This is a genomic window from Mycolicibacterium sp. ND9-15 (assembly GCF_035918395.1).
Lineage (GTDB): Bacteria > Actinomycetota > Actinomycetes > Mycobacteriales > Mycobacteriaceae > Mycobacterium.
Genome location: NZ_CP142362.1, coordinates 2,834,078 through 2,850,677 on the forward strand (window position 1 = coordinate 2,834,078; position 16,600 = coordinate 2,850,677).

A 16,600-nucleotide genomic window follows, 5' to 3' on the forward strand; every position below is an offset into this window, starting at 1 on the left:
ATGGAAAAGCAGATCATCGGGCGCGGCCTGCTGGCCGGCGCCCTGGCTGGAGTATTGGCCTTCGTCTTCGCCCGCATCTTCGTCGAACCCGTCATCGAGCGGGCGATCGGATACGAAGAGGGTGTCGGCGCCGCACACGAGGCGTTGCACAGCGCCGCACACGCCGGACATCACCACCACGGCGGTGCGGGGTTCGAGGGCTTCACCCGCGGCGTCCAGATGAACATCGGCATGGGGTTCGGGGTGCTGGCCTTCAGCCTGGCGATCGCCGCGTTGTTCAGCGTCGTGTTCACCGTGGCCTATTCCCGCGTCGGTGGAAAGGGCACGGTCTCGGCACGGCTGCTGTCGGTGTACGTGGCCGGCGGAATGTTGTTGAGCCTCTACATCGTTCCTGCGTTGAAGTATCCGGCGAGTCCACCCGCGGTGAGCCTCGACGAGACGATCCGGCAGCGCACCCTGCTGTACCTGCTGATCGTGGTGCTGTCCGCGGCCCTGTTGGTCGGGGCGGTGTACCTGGGCCGGCGATTGGCCGCACGCCTGGGGGCATGGAACGCGACGTTGGCCGCTGCGGGGTCCTACATCGTCGCGGTCGCCGTCATGATGCTGGTACTGCCGAGCGTCAACGAGACACCGGGGCCCCTGACCGACGCCGCGGGCACCATCGTCTACGAAGGCTTCCCGGCCGACGATCTCTATGAGTTCCGGCTTTTCTCGCTGGGCACCCAGCTCGTCATGTACGCGACGATCGCGCTGGTGTTCGGTGCGATGGTCACGCGCCTGCTCGGGGAGAAGCGGCGGGAGAGCATGTCTGCGTGAGTGAGGTCGTTCGGCTGACACTCGTGTCCCATGCGTTGACCGACGCAATGTCGGCCGGACGATTTCCCACCGACGAGCCGTTGAACCCGGTCGGTCACCGGCAGGTCGACGCGTCCATCGACCTGGGCGTCGCCGATGCGGCCTTCTGCGGTCCCGAGAAGCGCGCTCGGCAGACCGCCGAACTGCTCGGTCTTCAGGCTGAGGTCGACAGTAGGCTGGCCGATTTGGACTGCGGTCGGTGGCGAGGCGATGTGCTGGGCGGGGTTCGACCGGCGGACCTGGCGATCTGGCTGACCGACCCGACGCAAGCGCCGCACGGCGGCGAATCGGTGGTCGACCTGGTCGACCGGGTCCGCGGATGGATGGACTCACTGACCGACCATCGCGCCCGGCTGGTGGCGGTCACGCATCCGGCGGTGATCCGAGCCGCGATTCTGGTTGCCCTCGATGCACCCGCAAAGTCGTTCTGGCGCATTGACATTGCGCCGGCGAGCCGTACCGTCATGCATTTCCGTGGGCATGCATGGACGCTCCGGTCGAACCGCTGAGTCACCCGATCGGCACGAGGTCGAAGGCCTGGCGCACGATCGACAACAACCATCCGGCGGCCGTGGGACTGCGGTAGCGCGGCCAGTTCAACTGGAAGCTGACCACCCACGGCTGGCCGGTGTGGTCGACGGTATACCAGCTGAACGTCAGGTCGCCCGGCAGGTTTCCGCCCTTGGCCCCGATGTAATCCCACTTCGACCGGTCCAGATCGATACCGGGAATCGCGGCAAGGATGTCCTTGACCGGTGCGGCCTCGCCGACCGCGGCCGCCTGCAATGCGATGTGCACGCGGCAGATGTCGGCGGCGCTGCCGTACCACTCCGCCCCGAAGTTCGAAGCCGGCGTGTGTGTGCGTTGTGGGTCCGGTTCGTAGGGACGGGAACTCGTCTGCTGGAGCAATTGCGCACGGCCCTGCGGGCCACCTCTTTCGACGGCTTGGCGCCACTGTTCACGGAGGTCGGGTCGCCCCCAGCCGACCGAGAACATCTCGTGCATGGTCGGAAACGGCGTCATGCTCGCCGGGTCGTGGTGGCCCGCCGAGATCAGCGCCCGCTCCACCGCACCGGGGCCGAGGCGGCCGATCAAGAGATCGGTGGCCATATTGTCGCTGGCCGAGATCATCTGCTGCGCAGCGGTTCTCACCGAGACCCGCGCGCCTGGAGGGAGCTCTTCGAGGCCGGCCGAACCGACTGCCTTGGCCCGCTTCGTGATGGTCAACGGGTCGGTCCACTTCAGGGTGCCCGCCTTGACCGCGTCGGCGACCGCGAGCAGCACATAGAGTTTGAAGATCGACGCCAACGGCAGCGACAGCTCGGTGTTGGTCCCGGCCATCACCTCGCACTTCGAACTGTTCGGGACCACCTTCGACACTTGATACGAATAGCGCGCGCCGGACTTCGTCAGCTCGGCGTCGACGTCCGCCCATTCGTCGATGACCGGTGGCCGCAACGTCACATCGAACCGGTCCACCAGTCCCGCGTCGTCGGTGCGCAGGTCGATCTCCTGTGCGACTCCGTAGGACGTCAGTACCCCGATTTTGGCCGCTCCGGCGCCGATCTCGACGTCGGTGACCGTGAACGGCCGGTCCCACCAGATCCTGTCGAGCTTGAACGCGATGTCGTCGACCTTCTCGGGCACCGCCATCGTGCGCACCCCGACCGGGCCGATCGGCCAGTCGGAGTTGAGCATGTCGAGTGTCTGCTTGGCGCGCAGCCCCTGAGGGGTGTTGATTTCGATCGGCGTGCCGTACGCGGCGTCGGCCGGTACCGGGTCGACCTTCGTGCAACCGACGAGCGCGACGACCAACGAGGCCGTGACCGTCAGCCAGAGCGCACGGCGCGCGTCGAGCCTTCGCTTATTTGCTGGCACCCGCAACGTCGAGGACGACCTCGAACTCGAGCAGCGAGGCGCCGGTGGCAACCGGGTTGGCCTGCTGGCCCTTGTGGGCTTCGATGGCCGGGCCGGTCGCCCAGGCCTGGAACGCCTCCTCGGACTCCCACTGCGTGACTACGAAATAGCGGTTTTCACCCTTGACGGGTCGCAGGAGCTGAAAGCCGAGGAAGCCGGGTTGGTTGTCGACGGCGTGGGCGCGGTGCGCGAACCGCTTCTCCAGTTCAGGACCGGCGTCGGCCGGGACCTCGATTGCGTTGATCTTCACCACGGGATTCTGGCTAGGCATGCGAATCAGGCTACCGAATGCGCGGTGCGCCGCCCCACGCGTGATGATGTCGGCATGCGATCCCTGACCCGTCGAGGCGGCAAGGGTCGACCGCTTGTCCTCGTCCACGGTTTGATGGGACGGGGCAGTACCTGGTCCCGGCAGTTGCCGTGGCTGACCCGGCTGGGCGATGTCTACACCTACGACGCGCCGTGGCACCGCGGCCGAGACGTCGACGACGACCGGCCGATCAGCACCGAGCGGTTGGTCGCCGAACTCGGCGACGCGGTCGCGACGATCGGAAAGCCCGTCGTCCTGATCGGCCATTCGATGGGCGGACTGCATTCGTGGTGCCTGGCCGCGACGCGTCCCGACCTGGTGGAGGCGTTGGTCATCGAGGACATGGCACCGGACTTCCGCGGCCGCACCACCGGCCCCTGGGAGCCGTGGCTACACGCGCTGCCGGTCGAATTCGGCTCTGCGCAACGGATTTACGACGAGTTCGGCCCGGTGGCCGGCCAGTACTTCCTCGAGGCGTTCGACCGCACCGCGACCGGCTGGCGGTTGCACGGGCGTGCCAATGTCTGGATCGAGATCGCCGCCGAGTGGGGCACCCGCGACTATTGGCGCGAGTGGCAAGCCGTACGCGTTCCGGCGCTGTTGATCGAGGCGGACGACTCCGTCACGCCGGCAGGCCAGATGGCGCGGATGGCGCAGACGGGCCACCGCACCACGTATCTGCGGGTGCCCGGCGCCGGCCACCTCATCCACGACGACGCGCCGCACGCCTATCGGCAGGCGGTCGAGTCCTTCCTAACGGCGCTCGCCGATGGCGCCTGATCGCGGCCAGGCCGGTTGACGCTCGAACCGGGTACGGATCGCGTCCAGGTCATGCTCGAAGCGCAGCATGTCACGGTCGTCCTCGAAGTGTCGGCCCACCGGTGCCGCCCGGGCGGAATGGCGCGCGGCGCGGGCGAACGCGGCGGCCACCGCCAACGGTGAAGCCAGGATCAGCAGTGTCAGAGCAGTGGTCATGGCAGTAATTCTTCGCCAGATAAGATCCGGCCAGCAGTGGCAGTGAGGCCACTTGGGAATAAAATACTGCCATGTCAATCGAGAGCGTATCGACGCTCGTGCTGGACGGTCTGGCGATGTTCGAGTTCGGTGTCATCTGCGAGGTCTTCGGTGTCGACCGCTCCGGCGACGGCGTGCCCAACTTCGACTTCAAGGTCTGCGGTCCGGCCCCGGGTGAGCCGCTTCGCACCTCCGTCGGCGCCACGCTCGCCCCTGGCCACGGCCTCGCCGACCTGATCGGCGCCGACCTGGTCGCCATTCCCGCGATCGGCGGCACGGAATATCTGCCGGCGGCACTGGCGGCCGTCCGGGCGGCAGCCGACTCCGGATCGACCATCCTCACGGTGTGCTCGGGCGCCTTCGTCGCGGGCGCCGCCGGACTGCTCGACGGCAGGCCCTGTACGACGCACTGGATGCACGCCGACGAACTCGCGCGCAAGTACCCCACAGCCAAGGTCGACCGCGACGTACTGTTCGTCGACGACGGCAACCTGATCACCAGCGCGGGTACCGCGGCCGGAATCGACGCGTGCCTGCATCTGGTCCGGCGTGAACTCGGCAGCGAGGTGACCAACAAGATCGCGCGCCGGATGGTGGTGCCGCCGCAACGCGACGGGGGCCAGCGCCAGTACATCGACCAGCCGATTCCCGTCCGGTGTTCGCAAGGCTTTGCCCCACATCTGGAATGGATACTCGGGAATCTCGAAAAGCCGCACACTGTCGCCGCGTTGGCGGCGCGTGCGCACATGTCGATGCGGACCTTCGCGCGCCGGTTCGTGGAGGAGACCGGCCGCACCCCGATTCAGTGGGTGACCGACCAGCGGGTGCTGTACGCGCGCACCCTGCTCGAGGAGACCGATCTCGACGTCGACCGGATCGCCGAACGCAGCGGCTTCGGCACAGCGACGCTTCTGCGCCACCACTTCCGCCGGATCATCGGCGTGACACCGTCGGACTACCGGCGCCGGTTCGCCTGCGGCACAGCGGGTTCAGACCCTGCTGCGGGGAACGAACTGGCCACCGGCTGACCGATGTCGCGCGCCTAGCCGCCTTCGCCGGCGAGCGCGAACCGGCCGTCTGCGGTCTGCTCGATGAGACCGTCCACCAGAAGCGAGTCCAGTGCGCGGTCGCGCTGCGCGGCATCGGAGGGCCACGCGACGTCGAGCTGTGCGCGCGTGACGGGCGAATCGTTGCCGCGCAGCACATCCAGCAACCGGCCGCGGACCTGCCGGTCGGTGCCGGCATAGCGCTGCCCGCGTCGCGCCGGCGAGGTCGATGCGGGAAAACCCCGGGAGCGCCACGCGCACGCACTCAGCGGACACAATCCACACCGCGGGTTCCGAGCCGTGCAGACCGTCGCGCCGAGCTCCATCAGCGCGATCGAAAACGTCGGCGCCAGCTCACCATCGGGCAGCAGCGCCTCGACGTCGGCGAGGTCGCGCAGTGACGACGCGGCGGCGGCGTCGGCACGGCCGTGCACGACCCGGGCGACCACCCGCCGGACGTTCGTGTCGACCACCGGCACCCGCTGGCGGTAGGCGAAGCAGGCGATCGCACGCGCGGTGTACGCGCCGACACCCGGCAGCATCAGCAGCGTTTCGACGTCAGACGGCACGGCGTCGTCATACTCGCTGGCGATGAGCGTCGCGCACTCGTGTAACCGTTTGGCCCGGCGCGGATAGCCGAGCTTTCCCCACGCCCGCAGCACGTCGGCGGCGCCCGCCGCTGCCGTCGCCGACGGCGTGGGCCAGCGCTGCACCCACGAAACCCACACCGGCTCGACGCGTGCGACCGGCGTCTGCTGCAGCATGAACTCGCTGACGAGGATCTGCCACGGCGTGACCCCGGGCCTGCGCCACGGCAGGCCGCGGTGCTCGCGGCCGTACCACTCGACCAACTGGTGCACAATGTTGGTCATGCCCAACACCAGCCCAGTGACCGCGTGGAAAGCACTCAAAGAGGGTAACGAGCGCTTCGTCGCCGGTAAGCCCCTGCATCCCAGCCAAGGTGTCGAGCACCGGGCCAGCCTGGCCACGTCGCAGAAGCCGACTGCGGTGGTGTTCGGTTGCGGGGACAGCCGGGTGGCCGCCGAACTGATCTTCGATCAGGGATTGGGCGACATGTTCGTGGTCCGGACCGCCGGCCACGTCATCGATTCCTCGGTGCTCGGCTCGATCGAGTACGCGGTCGCGGTGCTCGACGTGCCTTTGATTGTGGTGCTCGGCCACGACAGCTGCGGTGCGGTGAAGGCGACCCTGGGGGCCCTCGACGACGGGGTGGTGCCCGGCGGCTACGTACGCGACATCGTGGAGCGCGTGATCCCGTCGATCCTGTTGGGCCGTCGCGACGGCTTGAGCAGGGTCGATGAGTTCGAAGCCCGTCATGTCACCGAGACCGGAGCGCAGCTGCTCGCCCGCTCGACCACGGTGGCCGATCGTGTGGCGGCGGGCGAGTTGGCGATCGTCGGCGTCACCTACCAACTCGCCGACGGGCGGGTGGTGTTGCGCAACCATCTCGGCGACATCGGCGAAGGCTGAGGGCGACACGCCGGGCGACGTCGCCCAATTAGGTGTGACCTGGGCCTACCTTGGACTTGTGCTGGATCTGGAACCGCATGGCCCGCTACCGACGCAGATCTACTGGCGTCGCAGGGCACTAGCGCTGGGCATAGCGGTCCTCGTGATCGGCGTGATCGCGGCCATCGTTGTCGTGGTCGTGAAGAACACCGGGGGCACCGACGCCGAAGGCGAGGCGCCCGCCCCCGCCGGGGCGTCCGCGCCGACGCCACTGCCGGGAGAGAACCCAGAGGTCAAAACGCCGGTGATGCCGCCGGCGCAGGATGCGCCGCCACCGACCGCGACGCCGACCGCGGCTGTCGTACCGCCTCCGGTGCTCAAGGAGGGCGACGACTGCCCGGACTCGGCGCTTGCGGTCAAGGGCATCACCAACCAACCGCAATACGTCGTCGGCGAGCAGCCGAAGTTCACGATGGTCGTCACCAACATCGGGCTCGTCGGCTGCAAACGGGATGTCGGCGCCGCAGTGCTGGCCGCCTACGTCTACTCGTTGGACAACTCCCGGCTCTGGTCCAACCTCGACTGTGCGCCGTCGAACGAAACGCTGGTCAAGACCTTCCAGCCCGGCGAGCAGGTGACGACCGAGGTCACCTGGACGGGCATGGGTTCGGCTCCGGGCTGCCCGCTGCCGCGGCAACCGATCGGGCCCGGCACCTACAACCTCGTCGTGCAGTTGGGCAATCTGCGCTCGGCGACGGTGCCGTTCATTCTCGCCGCACCCCAGGCGCCGACCCACGGTGACGGCGCGGCCCCGCCCCCAGGGCCCGTACCGAACTGAGGACCTACGCCAGCCGGTCGGCGATCGTCGACTCGGCCAACTGCGATAAACCCTCGCGGATGTGGCGCGCCCACATGGAGCCGATTCCCTCGACCGACTGGAGATCGCCCGCGCTGGCTGCCAGCAAGCCCTGCAGGGAACCGAACGAACGAACCAGCAGGTCGACGTGGGCGAACTGCAGGCGCGGGATCCCGGCCATCGCGCGATAGCCGCGTGAGCTCATCGCCGAGTCCTGCGCCTCGAGGGTCGACGGATAGCCGAAAACTCTTGCCAGCGTTGTGAAGTCGAGCAGCTCGTTGTCGGAGAGCGTGTCGAGTTCCTCGAGCGTGGCGCTCACCTGCGCCGCCGACGGCGGATCCGGGTTCGCGTGATAGTCGCGCACGATGAGCTCGCGGGCGGTGTCGTTGTCGCCGACCAGTTCCTCGAGTTGAAGTTTGAGCTGACGGCCATCGGTGCCGAGTTCGACCACATCCGAGTCGATTTCGAGGCTGATGCGACGAACCATCTCGAGTCGCTGCACGACGGTCATCACGTCGCGCAAGGTGACGAAGTCTTCGATCTCAGCTGTCGAAAGCTGCCTGCTGACCTCGTCGAGTCGCGTCTTGTAGCGCTCCAGCGTGTCGATGGTCTGGTTCGCGCGCGACAGGATGGTCGCCGACTCCGGGACCACGTGGCGCCCACCGTCGACGTAGACCGTCACGATGCTCATCGAGTGGCTCACCGAGATCACCGGGTAACCGGTCTGGATCGCCGCGCGTTCGGCGGATCTGTGCCGGGTCCCGGACTCTTCGGTCGGGATCGACGGATCGGGCACCAACTGCACGTTGGCCCGTAGGATGTGCCCCCCGTCGCTGGAAAGCACGACGGCGCCGTCCATCTTCGACAACTCGCGCAGCCGGGTCGGCGCATAGCGGACGTCGAGCGAGAAGCCGCCGTCGCAGATGGCCTCGACGCTCTCGTCGTAACCGATCACGATCAGGGCGCCGGTGCGGCCCCGCAGGATGCGCTCGAGGCCGTCGCGCAACGCCGTACCAGGAGCCAACCGGGCGATGGTCTCGCGCATGGTGGGCCGCGCCAGCGGCACCACCCTGCGGCCTGATCTGCCACCCGACTTCACGGCCATCGCCCCTCCCTAGGATCGGCCGCCACTGCACTATCTCCGCTGATCTTCGCTGATGTCCCGCAAGACCCGCAACGCCGAACCGATGTCGCCGGCCGTGATCGCGCGCAACCCCGCCGGCACCGAGGTCACACCGGGCGGTACCACCGCCGATGTGAAGCCGAGCCGCGCCGCTTCGGCAAGGCGACGGTCCATGCCGGTGACGCGCCGCAGGTCGCCCGCCAGGCCCACCTCGCCGATCGCGACGGCCGCGGCGGGCATCGGCAGGTCCATCGATGACGAGGCGATGGCCACCGCGATCGCGAGATCCGCCGATGGATCGGTCAGCCGCATCCCGCCCACCGTGGACAGGTAGATGTCGCGGGCGCCGACGGTCAGCCCCGCGTGCTTGTCCAACACCGCGGTGATCATCGCGGCCCGCGAGGAGTCGATACCGCTGACGGCCCGTCGCGGTGTTCCGTTCGCGGGCGCCCCGATCAGGGCCTGCACCTCGCCGATCAACGGGCGCTTGCCGTCGAGGGTGACGGTGATCGCGGTACCGGCCACGGGTTCGGGCCGCTCATCGCGGAACAGGCCCGACGGGTCGGCCACTCCCTCGATCCCGTTGTCGTGCAACAGAAAACAGCCCACCTCGTCGGCGGCGCCGAACCGGTTCTTGATGCCGCGGACCATCCGCAGCGACGACGCGCGATCGCCCTCGAAGTGCAGGACGACATCGACCAGATGCTCGAGCGAGCGCGGACCGGCGATCGCGCCGTCCTTGGTCACGTGCCCGACGAGGATCATCGCGACGCCCGGTGATGGGCCGGCCTTGGCATAGGACGTCAGCGCGGTGGTGACCGCGCGCACCTGGGTGACACCCCCGGCCACACTGTCGGCCTCGGTGCACGACATCGTCTGTACCGAATCGACCACCACCAGGCTGGGCCGCACGTCGTCGATGTGTCCCAGCGCTGTCGCCAGGTCAGATTCCGCCGCCAGGAAGACCTCGTCGTGCGTACATCTCGTGCGTCCGGCCCGCATTCGGATCTGGCCGGCGGACTCCTCGCCCGAGAGGTACAGCGCGCGTCTACCGGCCACCGCCCACTGGTGCGCGACCTCGAGCAACAACGTCGACTTGCCAACCCCGGGGTCGCCGGCCAGCAGCGTCACCGATCCGGGCACCAGGCCGCCGCCGAGCACCCGGTCCAACTCCGCGACACCGGTGGGGAAGTGGCGGGTACGGCCGGGATGGATCGAACTTATCGGGACGGCGGGGGAGGACGGTGCGACCGAACGGCGCGCGGCCGAACCGGCCACGGCGGAGAGCGGAGCTACCTCGTCGACCGTGCCCCAGGCGCCGCACTCCGGGCACCGACCGACCCATTTAGGGCTGATGCGGTGGCACTCCGAGCAGCGGTGCTGCGAACGCCCCTTGACGCCACCTTTGGCCACATAGTGACGGTAGCCGTCACCGCCGACAGAATCTCAGTGCCCGCCGCCGTGTCCGCCCGCTTCGACAGCATCCCCCCGGCGCGGCGCCTCACCGGCCGAGATGGGCACGCGGACCTTGGCCTCGCCGGCTTTCTCGAACTTGAACGTGAAGTCGTACGTCAGCCCATTGGTGATCGGCTTGTTCAACGCCACCTTCGCTTCGGCGGCCTCGGCGGCCTCGACGCTCTCCAGCGGGGTGATCTGCCCGTCTGGCGCGCCGACGGTGAGCACGCCGCTCGCGGGCACGGTGGTGTCGCCGGTCAGTGTCACCGTGCCGACCTCAGAGGTGATCGACTCAAGCTTGTCGGCTTCGTCGGGTGAGCTGTTGGACGCCTGGAAGATCAGTTCCACCTCTTTGCCCGGGCGGACGAAGTCGGTCACCTGATCGGCCCGCAGGTGCACGTTGCGCAACGCGATCGCGCCGAGGTTCGCGCTGGTGCCGTTGACCGCTGGCTCCTGCGTGGCCATCTGCGAGACCTGCCCGGAACTGCAGCCGACCAGTGCGACGGCGGCGGCCAGCCCGCAGGCGGCCAGTTTGAAGCGGTCCACTCTTGCCTCCTGCTCGACCGTCGAGGCGACCGATGCGACCGGTCGCGGGGATTTCGACTATGCACAGTAGTAGGTGAGCGCGGGCGGTGGTAGCGCAGGGCCGACAGGGCGGCCCAAACCGCCCGACAGCTACCTCCTAAGTGCCGCTACCCCATGATCAACGGCCTGCGGCAGCTACCTTCCAGACGCGTCGCGCACACCGTCAATATCCCTCCGCCATGCACGGATTCGCGGGCGTGTCAAGCCCTATTGTTCACTTGAGGTGCCCCTGACCTGCACCGTTGGCCGACCCCCGGCTGGGCACCGTGCTAGCATTGAAGTGTGAAAGGGGCTCGAAACTGATGATTTTCAAGGTCGGAGACACCGTTGTTTATCCCCACCACGGTGCTGCGTTAATCGAGGCGATCGAAACCCGGACCATCAAAGGCGAGCAGAAGGAATATCTCGTCTTGAAGGTCGCCCAGGGGGACCTCACGGTTCGAGTGCCCGCCGAGAATGCAGAGTATGTCGGGGTCCGCGACGTCGTCGGACAGGAGGGCCTGGACAAGGTGTTCCAGGTGCTCCGCGCCCCCCATACCGAGGAGCCGACCAACTGGTCGCGGCGGTACAAGGCCAACCTCGAGAAGTTGGCCTCGGGCGACGTGAACAAGGTCGCGGAGGTCGTGCGCGACTTGTGGCGGCGCGACCAGGAGCGTGGCCTGTCCGCGGGTGAGAAGCGGATGCTGGCCAAGGCGCGGCAGATCCTGGTGGGCGAGCTGGCGCTGGCCGAGAACACCGACGATGAGAAGGCCGCGACCATCCTCGACGAGGCACTCGCCGCCGCCTCCTGAAGCCGATGACGAGCCTGCCACGGGTCGGGCTCGGCACCGACGTTCATCCCATTCAGGTAGGACGACCCTGCTGGTTGCTGTGCCTGTTGTTCGATGACGCCGACGGCTGCGCCGGCCACTCCGACGGTGACGTCGCAGCGCACGCCCTGTGCGATGCGCTGCTGTCGGCGGCCGGTCTGGGCGACCTCGGTGAGGTTTTCGGCACCGGTCGCGAGGAATGGCGCGACGCCGGTGGCGCGGCCATGCTTCGGCACGTCCGTCAGCTCCTCTCCGCGCGCAGTCTGCGCGTCGTCAACGCGGCCGTTCAGGTCATCGGCAACCAACCCAAGGTCGGTCCGCGCCGTGGTGAGGCACAGGAGATGCTGTCCGGATTGCTCGACGCCCCCGTGTCGGTGAGCGCGACCACCACCGACGGCCTGGGGCTGACCGGGCGGGGCGAGGGTCTGGCCGCGATCGCGACCGCGTTGGTCGTCGAGGCCGAATAGGCCGGTAAGCTGGCCCGTCGTGAGCGGAGCGAACGGTTGGACGGCTGTGAGCGGAGCGAACGGTTGGACGGCTGTGAGCGGAGCGAACGGTTCTTGGTCGTGACCGACCTGAGGCTGCACGACACCATGACCGGTGCGGTACGCGACTTCGTCCCCGTGCGTCCCGGTCACGCCTCGGTCTACCTCTGCGGCGCCACAGTCCAGGGACTGCCACACATAGGGCACGTGCGCAGCGGGGTCGCATTCGACGTACTGCGGCGCTGGCTGATGGCCAAGGACTACGACGTCACGTTCATCCGCAACGTCACCGACATCGACGACAAGATCCTCGCCAAGGCCGCCGACGCGGGCAGGCCGTGGTGGGAGTGGGCGGCCACCTACGAGCGGGCGTTCTCGGCGGCCTACGACGCGCTCGGGGTGCTTCCGCCGTCGGCCGAGCCTCGGGCCACCGGCCACATCACGCAGATGGTCGAGTTGATCGAGCGGTTGATCGAGCGGGATCACGCGTACGTCGGCTCCGGAGACGCGGCGCGCGACGTGTACTTCGACGTGCTCAGCCTGCCGGCCTACGGGAAGTTGTCCGGGCACAAGATCGACGACGTGCATCAGGGCGAGGGCGTCGCGACCGGCAAGCGCGACGAACGCGACTTCACGCTGTGGAAGGGCGCCAAACCCGGTGAACCGTCGTGGCCGACGCCGTGGGGCCGCGGTCGACCGGGCTGGCATACCGAATGCGTCGCGATGTGCCAGGCGTACCTCGGCGCGGAGTTCGACATCCACGCGGGCGGGATGGATCTGGTGTTCCCGCACCATGAGAACGAGATCGCCCAGGCCGAGGCCGCCGGTGACCCGTTCGCCCGGTACTGGCTGCACAACGGCTGGGTGACCATGGGCGGCGAGAAGATGAGCAAGTCACTGGGCAATGTGCTCGCGATTCCCGCTGTGCTGCAACGGGTTCGAGCCGCAGAACTGCGGTACTACCTGGGCAGTGCGCACTACCGGTCGATGCTCGAGTTCACGGAGACGGCGCTGCAGGACGCCGCGAGGGCCTACACCGGGATCGAGGACTTCCTGCACCGAGTGCGTACGCGCGTCGGTGCGGTGGTGCCCGGCGAGTGGACACCGAAGTTCGCCGCGGCGCTCGACGACGATCTCTCGGTGCCGATCGCGTTGGCGGAGGTGCACGCAGCCCGCGCCGAGGGCAATCGCGCGCTGGACGCCGGCGACCACGAGGCGGCGTTGAACCAGGCGATGTCGATCCGCGCGATGATGGGCATCCTCGGGGCCGACCCTCTCGACGAGCGTTGGGCGTCCAACGACGAGACCTCGGCCGCGCTGGCGGCGGTGGACGTGCTGGTGCGGGCGGAGGTAAAGCGACGCGAAGACGCTCGGGCGCGGCGGGACTGGGCCGAGGCGGACGCGATTCGCGACCGTCTCAAGGATGCGGGCATCGAGGTCACCGACACCGCCGACGGTCCGCAGTGGATGCTGCTCGACGGGCACGCGACGTAGATGGCCGGAAACTCCAAGCGCCGGGGGGCGGTCCGCAAACCGGGAACGAAGAAGGGCCCGACGGTGGGTTCGGGCGGTGTGCGACGACGGGGGCTGGAAGGCCGCGGCGCCACTCCGCCCGCGCACATGCGCCCCAACCATCCCGCCGCCAAGCGCGCGGCCAAGGCGGCCAAGTCGCAGGCGCGACGACAGACCAGGAAGACCGACGGCACCGAGGTCGTCCTCGGCCGTAATCCGGTGCTGGAGTGTCTGCGTGCCGGGGTGCCCGCCACGGCGCTCTACGTCGCACTGGGCGCCGACGCCGACGAACGGCTGACCGAGTCTGTGCAGATCGCCGCCGACGCCGGCATCTCGATCCTCGAGGTACCGCGCCACGACCTCGACCGCATCGCCACCAACGGTCTGCATCAGGGTGTGGCGCTTCAGGTTCCGCCCTACTCGTATTCGCATCCGGATGATCTGCTGGCAGCGGTGACCGCGGACGGCGCACCGGCGCTGCTGGTCGCGCTGGACAACATCTCCGATCCCCGCAACCTCGGGGCGATCGTGCGTTCGGTGGCCGCGTTCGGCGGTCACGGCGTGCTCATTCCGCAGCGCCGGTCGGCCTCGGTGACCGCGGTGGCCTGGCGTACCAGTGCGGGTGCGGCCGCGCGGTTACCGGTCGCGCGGGCCACGAACCTCACTCGCACGCTCAAGGCGTGGGCGGACGCGGGATTGCAGATCGTCGGGTTGGACGCCGACGGCGACACCACGGTCGACGAACTGGATGGTTCCGGACCGATCGTCGTGGTGGTCGGTTCCGAGGGTAAGGGGCTCTCGCGCCTGGTCCGGGAGACGTGCGACGCGGTGGTGTCCATTCCGATGGCGGGCCCCACTGAATCATTGAATGCGTCGGTCGCCGCCGGTGTGGTGCTCGCCGAGATCGCTCGCCAGCGCCGCGGCTAGAGCCCACTAAACCCCGAACAGCTGCATTCCCAACCACAGTCCCACAACCGATGCCACCAGCGTGACCGGCACCGTGCACAGCCCGATACGGCTGAACTCCACTGGGCCGGTTGCGATCTCGCGTCGCACGACACCCCGCCAGAGCAGATTGGCCAGCGAACCGATGTAGGTCAGGTTCGGGCCGATGTTCACTCCGATCAGCACCGCCAATACGGCCCCGGGTCCCGCTGCCGACACCAGCGGCAGCAGCACCAACACGGCGGGCAGATTGTTGACCGCGTTCGACAGCACAGCGGCGACGGCCGCGATCCCGAGCAGGGCCGGCAGGCTTTGGCCGGTCGGCAGCACGCCCTGCATCGCGGTGTCCAGACCGTTGACCATCACGGCGTCGACCACGACGCCCAGGCACAGAACGAACACCAGGAACGGGAGGTCCGCGGCCGCAACGAGGCGGGTCACCGTGCCGCTTCGCCGGACCAGGCTCCGCCCGCCGAGCACCAAGACGCCGCCGAGCGCCGCCCAGGCCGGCGACACACCGAGTATCGAGGCGGCGACGAAGCCGGCCAGGGTCAGGCCCAGCACGACAAGGGCAAACACCGGTACGTGTACTGCCTGGTCCGCGACGCGCTGAGTGGCAACCGACAGTTCACGCTTGAAAAGCCAACGCAGCAGGATGAATTCGACTACGATGGCCGCCAGCCACGGCAGCGTCATGAGCGCGGCGAAACGTAGGAACGAGATGCCTGCGGCGGCGAAGGCCAACAGGTTGGTCAGGTTCGACACCGGCAACAGCAGCGACGCGCTGTTGGCCAGGTGCGCGGTCGCGTAGGCATGCGGTGTGGCGGGAACCGACAGCATGCGCGTCGTCGCCAGCACGACGGGCGTTAGCAACAGCACGGTGGCGTCCAGGCTCAGGATTGCCGTTGTGGCCGCCGCGATTGCGAATATCGTTGCCATCAGGCGGTTCTGATTCCCCGCGGCGGCGTGTGCCATCACCGCTCCCGCCGCGCGGAACACCCCCTCGTCGGCGCACAGCCGCGCCAACACCAGAACCGCCGCCAGAAACCCGACCACCGGCAGCAGCCGGCCGGCCTCCGCGGCCGCTTCCGCCGGGGCGATGACCCCGGCAGCGATCAGCAGCCCAGCCGCGGGGACCGCCACCACGGCTTCCGGCCACCTGTGCGGGCGGGCGACCGCGAACGCCAACACGACCGCCAACGCGGTCAGCGCAAGGGTCAGAGCCACGGATTGGCGGGCTGCCAGAGCGTGGGCAGGTGCAGCGCGACGCCGTCGTCTTCGGCCAGCCGCGACAACACGCGGATGGACACGTCGAGGTCGTCGGCGGCGTACGGGAGCGCGCGCAGGGGTTTGTACAGCGGACGAAAGAAGTCGTCCCAGTGGATGAGCACGACGCGGCGTGCGCGCACCGTCCGCACCGTCTCCTGCCAGTAGTCGACGAGGTAGCGCTCCGGTTGTAGACCGAGTTGGCCCACCCCGAGGTACACCACGTCGGCTTGCCGTCCGGCCAGTGCGCCGGAAACGAATCCCGCGCTGCCGACCACCAGCAGGCGCCGATCCGACGGACGGTGGTGAACCAGCGTCGACCATGCCTCGCCGCACCGGTACGCCGACACCTTGACCGGCGGTACGACCGGCGTGGCGATGGAACCGGGGAACCGATCGGGTGGGCAGTGCGACCCCACGATGAGCGTGACGTCGTAGGCGCCGAGGCGAATCGGGTCACCGGGATCGGCCACGACGAGGCGGTCCTCCGGGAGCCCGTGGCCGCGGCCGACATGGGCGGCCGATTGGCCGCCGACGATGCGCGCACCGGTCCGCTCGGCGACCACCGCGCTGTCCATTGCATGGTCGTAGTGAGTGTGTACCGGTAGGACGGCCTCCAATTGCTCGATGCGCAGCCGGGCCAGGCAGCCGTCGATCCGCGGTTCCGACGGCGCCAGTCGCCGCAGCCCGATATGGCGCAAGCTGGGGCGCGAGAAGAAACCGTCGGTCAGCACCGCCGATTCGCCGTCGTCGATCAGCAGCGTGGTGACGCCTGCCCAGGTGACCGTCAGAGGTGTGCTCGGTGTCGCCCGCGGTGCGTCGAAGTAGCGTTGGTAATCGGTCAGGTCCGGCCGGCCGAGCTTCAGACGCATAGCGCCAACCTTAGAGGCGTCGGCTCCGCGGGTTTCGCGATCGCTGTGACGTGCGGGGTTGGCGGTCGGTCGAAGCGCGG

The 16,600-nt window shown here is 68.5% G+C and carries 19 protein-coding genes; 10 read left to right on the forward strand and 9 right to left on the reverse strand.

Translation table 11 applies throughout. The features are described from left to right. Both QGN32_RS13840 and QGN32_RS13845 read left to right on the forward strand, forming a co-directional pair. On the forward strand, window positions 1-816 hold the full coding sequence (locus tag QGN32_RS13840) for a CbtA family protein (RefSeq protein ID WP_326544950.1): 816 nt from the start codon (window positions 1-3) through the stop codon (window positions 814-816). Further along, the gene (locus QGN32_RS13845; RefSeq protein ID WP_326544951.1) at window positions 813-1,364 is read left to right on the forward strand and encodes a histidine phosphatase family protein; all 552 of its coding nucleotides are present in this window, start codon (window positions 813-815) and stop codon (window positions 1,362-1,364) included. Before QGN32_RS13840 ends, QGN32_RS13845 begins: the two co-directional genes overlap by 4 nt. Before the next feature lies 1 nt (window position 1,365). Here the strand turns inward: QGN32_RS13845 and QGN32_RS13850 are convergent, their stop codons facing one another. Next, window positions 1,366-2,733: a serine hydrolase gene (locus QGN32_RS13850; RefSeq protein WP_326544952.1), complete on the reverse strand. Its 1,368-nt coding sequence runs from the start codon at window positions 2,731-2,733 to the stop codon at window positions 1,366-1,368. Next, window positions 2,720-3,043 carry a mycobilin-forming heme oxygenase MhuD gene (gene mhuD / locus QGN32_RS13855; protein ID WP_326544953.1) on the reverse strand — a complete coding sequence of 108 codons (324 nt, stop codon included), beginning with the start codon at window positions 3,041-3,043 and terminating at the stop codon, window positions 2,720-2,722. Before mhuD ends, QGN32_RS13850 begins: the two co-directional genes overlap by 14 nt. A gap of 54 nt (window positions 3,044-3,097) precedes the next feature. On the opposite strand from mhuD, the gene QGN32_RS13860 reads away from it, so the two are divergent. After that, complete coding sequence (locus tag QGN32_RS13860; protein ID WP_326544954.1) at window positions 3,098-3,862, forward strand: alpha/beta fold hydrolase; 765 nt, start codon at window positions 3,098-3,100, stop codon at window positions 3,860-3,862. Here the strand turns inward: QGN32_RS13860 and QGN32_RS13865 are convergent. Continuing rightward, complete coding sequence (locus tag QGN32_RS13865; protein ID WP_326544955.1) at window positions 3,836-4,057, reverse strand: hypothetical protein; 222 nt, start codon at window positions 4,055-4,057, stop codon at window positions 3,836-3,838. The genes QGN32_RS13860 and QGN32_RS13865 overlap by 27 nt on opposite strands. A gap of 71 nt (window positions 4,058-4,128) precedes the next feature. Here QGN32_RS13865 and QGN32_RS13870 point away from each other — a divergent pair, with 71 nt between their 5' ends. Continuing rightward, window positions 4,129-5,124: a helix-turn-helix domain-containing protein gene (locus tag QGN32_RS13870; protein WP_326544956.1), complete on the forward strand. Its 996-nt coding sequence runs from the start codon at window positions 4,129-4,131 to the stop codon at window positions 5,122-5,124. Window positions 5,125-5,138: 14 nt separating this feature from the next. Here the strand turns inward: QGN32_RS13870 and QGN32_RS13875 are convergent, their stop codons facing one another. Next, on the reverse strand, window positions 5,139-6,014 hold the full coding sequence (locus QGN32_RS13875) for an iron-sulfur binding domain-containing protein (protein ID WP_326544957.1): 876 nt from the start codon (window positions 6,012-6,014) through the stop codon (window positions 5,139-5,141). On the opposite strand from QGN32_RS13875, the gene QGN32_RS13880 reads away from it, so the two are divergent. Next, window positions 6,013-6,633: a carbonic anhydrase gene (locus tag QGN32_RS13880; protein ID WP_326544958.1), complete on the forward strand. Its 621-nt coding sequence runs from the start codon at window positions 6,013-6,015 to the stop codon at window positions 6,631-6,633. The genes QGN32_RS13875 and QGN32_RS13880 overlap by 2 nt on opposite strands. Before the next feature lie 58 nt (window positions 6,634-6,691). Beyond that, complete coding sequence (locus tag QGN32_RS13885; protein ID WP_326544959.1) at window positions 6,692-7,450, forward strand: hypothetical protein; 759 nt, start codon at window positions 6,692-6,694, stop codon at window positions 7,448-7,450. A gap of 4 nt (window positions 7,451-7,454) precedes the next feature. On the opposite strand, the gene disA is transcribed toward QGN32_RS13885, so the two are convergent. Genes disA through QGN32_RS13900 form a run of 3 tightly spaced genes read right to left on the reverse strand, consistent with a single transcriptional unit; the run spans window position 7,455 to window position 10,592 of the window. Beyond that, a complete protein-coding gene (gene disA / locus QGN32_RS13890) occupies window positions 7,455-8,573 on the reverse strand; it encodes a DNA integrity scanning diadenylate cyclase DisA (RefSeq protein ID WP_326544960.1) in 1,119 nt (372 codons plus the stop codon). Window positions 8,574-8,603: 30 nt separating this feature from the next. After that, window positions 8,604-10,004 (reverse strand): DNA repair protein RadA, encoded by a 1,401-nt coding sequence (gene radA, locus QGN32_RS13895; protein ID WP_326544961.1) that lies wholly within the window; start codon window positions 10,002-10,004, stop codon window positions 8,604-8,606. 33 nt (window positions 10,005-10,037) lie between these two features. Further along, window positions 10,038-10,592: a copper chaperone PCu(A)C domain-containing protein gene (locus QGN32_RS13900; RefSeq protein WP_326544962.1), complete on the reverse strand. Its 555-nt coding sequence runs from the start codon at window positions 10,590-10,592 to the stop codon at window positions 10,038-10,040. Window positions 10,593-10,933: 341 nt separating this feature from the next. On the opposite strand from QGN32_RS13900, the gene carD reads away from it, so the two are divergent. The 4 genes from carD (at window position 10,934) to rlmB (ending at window position 14,364) form a co-directional block, all read left to right on the forward strand. Beyond that, a complete protein-coding gene (gene carD, locus QGN32_RS13905) occupies window positions 10,934-11,422 on the forward strand; it encodes an RNA polymerase-binding transcription factor CarD (protein ID WP_003888533.1) in 489 nt (162 codons plus the stop codon). A 5-nt stretch (window positions 11,423-11,427) separates the two neighbouring features. Beyond that, window positions 11,428-11,907 carry a 2-C-methyl-D-erythritol 2,4-cyclodiphosphate synthase gene (gene ispF, locus QGN32_RS13910; protein ID WP_326544963.1) on the forward strand — a complete coding sequence of 160 codons (480 nt, stop codon included), beginning with the start codon at window positions 11,428-11,430 and terminating at the stop codon, window positions 11,905-11,907. A 126-nt stretch (window positions 11,908-12,033) separates the two neighbouring features. After that, entirely contained in the window at window positions 12,034-13,419 is a 1,386-nt protein-coding gene (cysS, locus tag QGN32_RS13915) for a cysteine--tRNA ligase (protein ID WP_326549067.1), read from the forward strand. Next, window positions 13,420-14,364 (forward strand): 23S rRNA (guanosine(2251)-2'-O)-methyltransferase RlmB, encoded by a 945-nt coding sequence (gene rlmB, locus QGN32_RS13920; protein ID WP_326544964.1) that lies wholly within the window; start codon window positions 13,420-13,422, stop codon window positions 14,362-14,364. A 6-nt stretch (window positions 14,365-14,370) separates the two neighbouring features. On the opposite strand, the gene QGN32_RS13925 is transcribed toward rlmB, so the two are convergent. Beyond that, window positions 14,371-15,609, reverse strand: a complete 1,239-nt coding sequence (locus tag QGN32_RS13925; protein ID WP_326544965.1) for an SLC13 family permease — start codon at window positions 15,607-15,609, stop codon at window positions 14,371-14,373. Then, the gene (locus tag QGN32_RS13930) at window positions 15,600-16,520 is read right to left on the reverse strand and encodes an MBL fold metallo-hydrolase (RefSeq protein ID WP_326544966.1); all 921 of its coding nucleotides are present in this window, start codon (window positions 16,518-16,520) and stop codon (window positions 15,600-15,602) included. The genes QGN32_RS13925 and QGN32_RS13930 overlap by 10 nt, the downstream gene beginning before the upstream one ends. Window positions 16,521-16,600 lie beyond the last annotated feature (80 nt).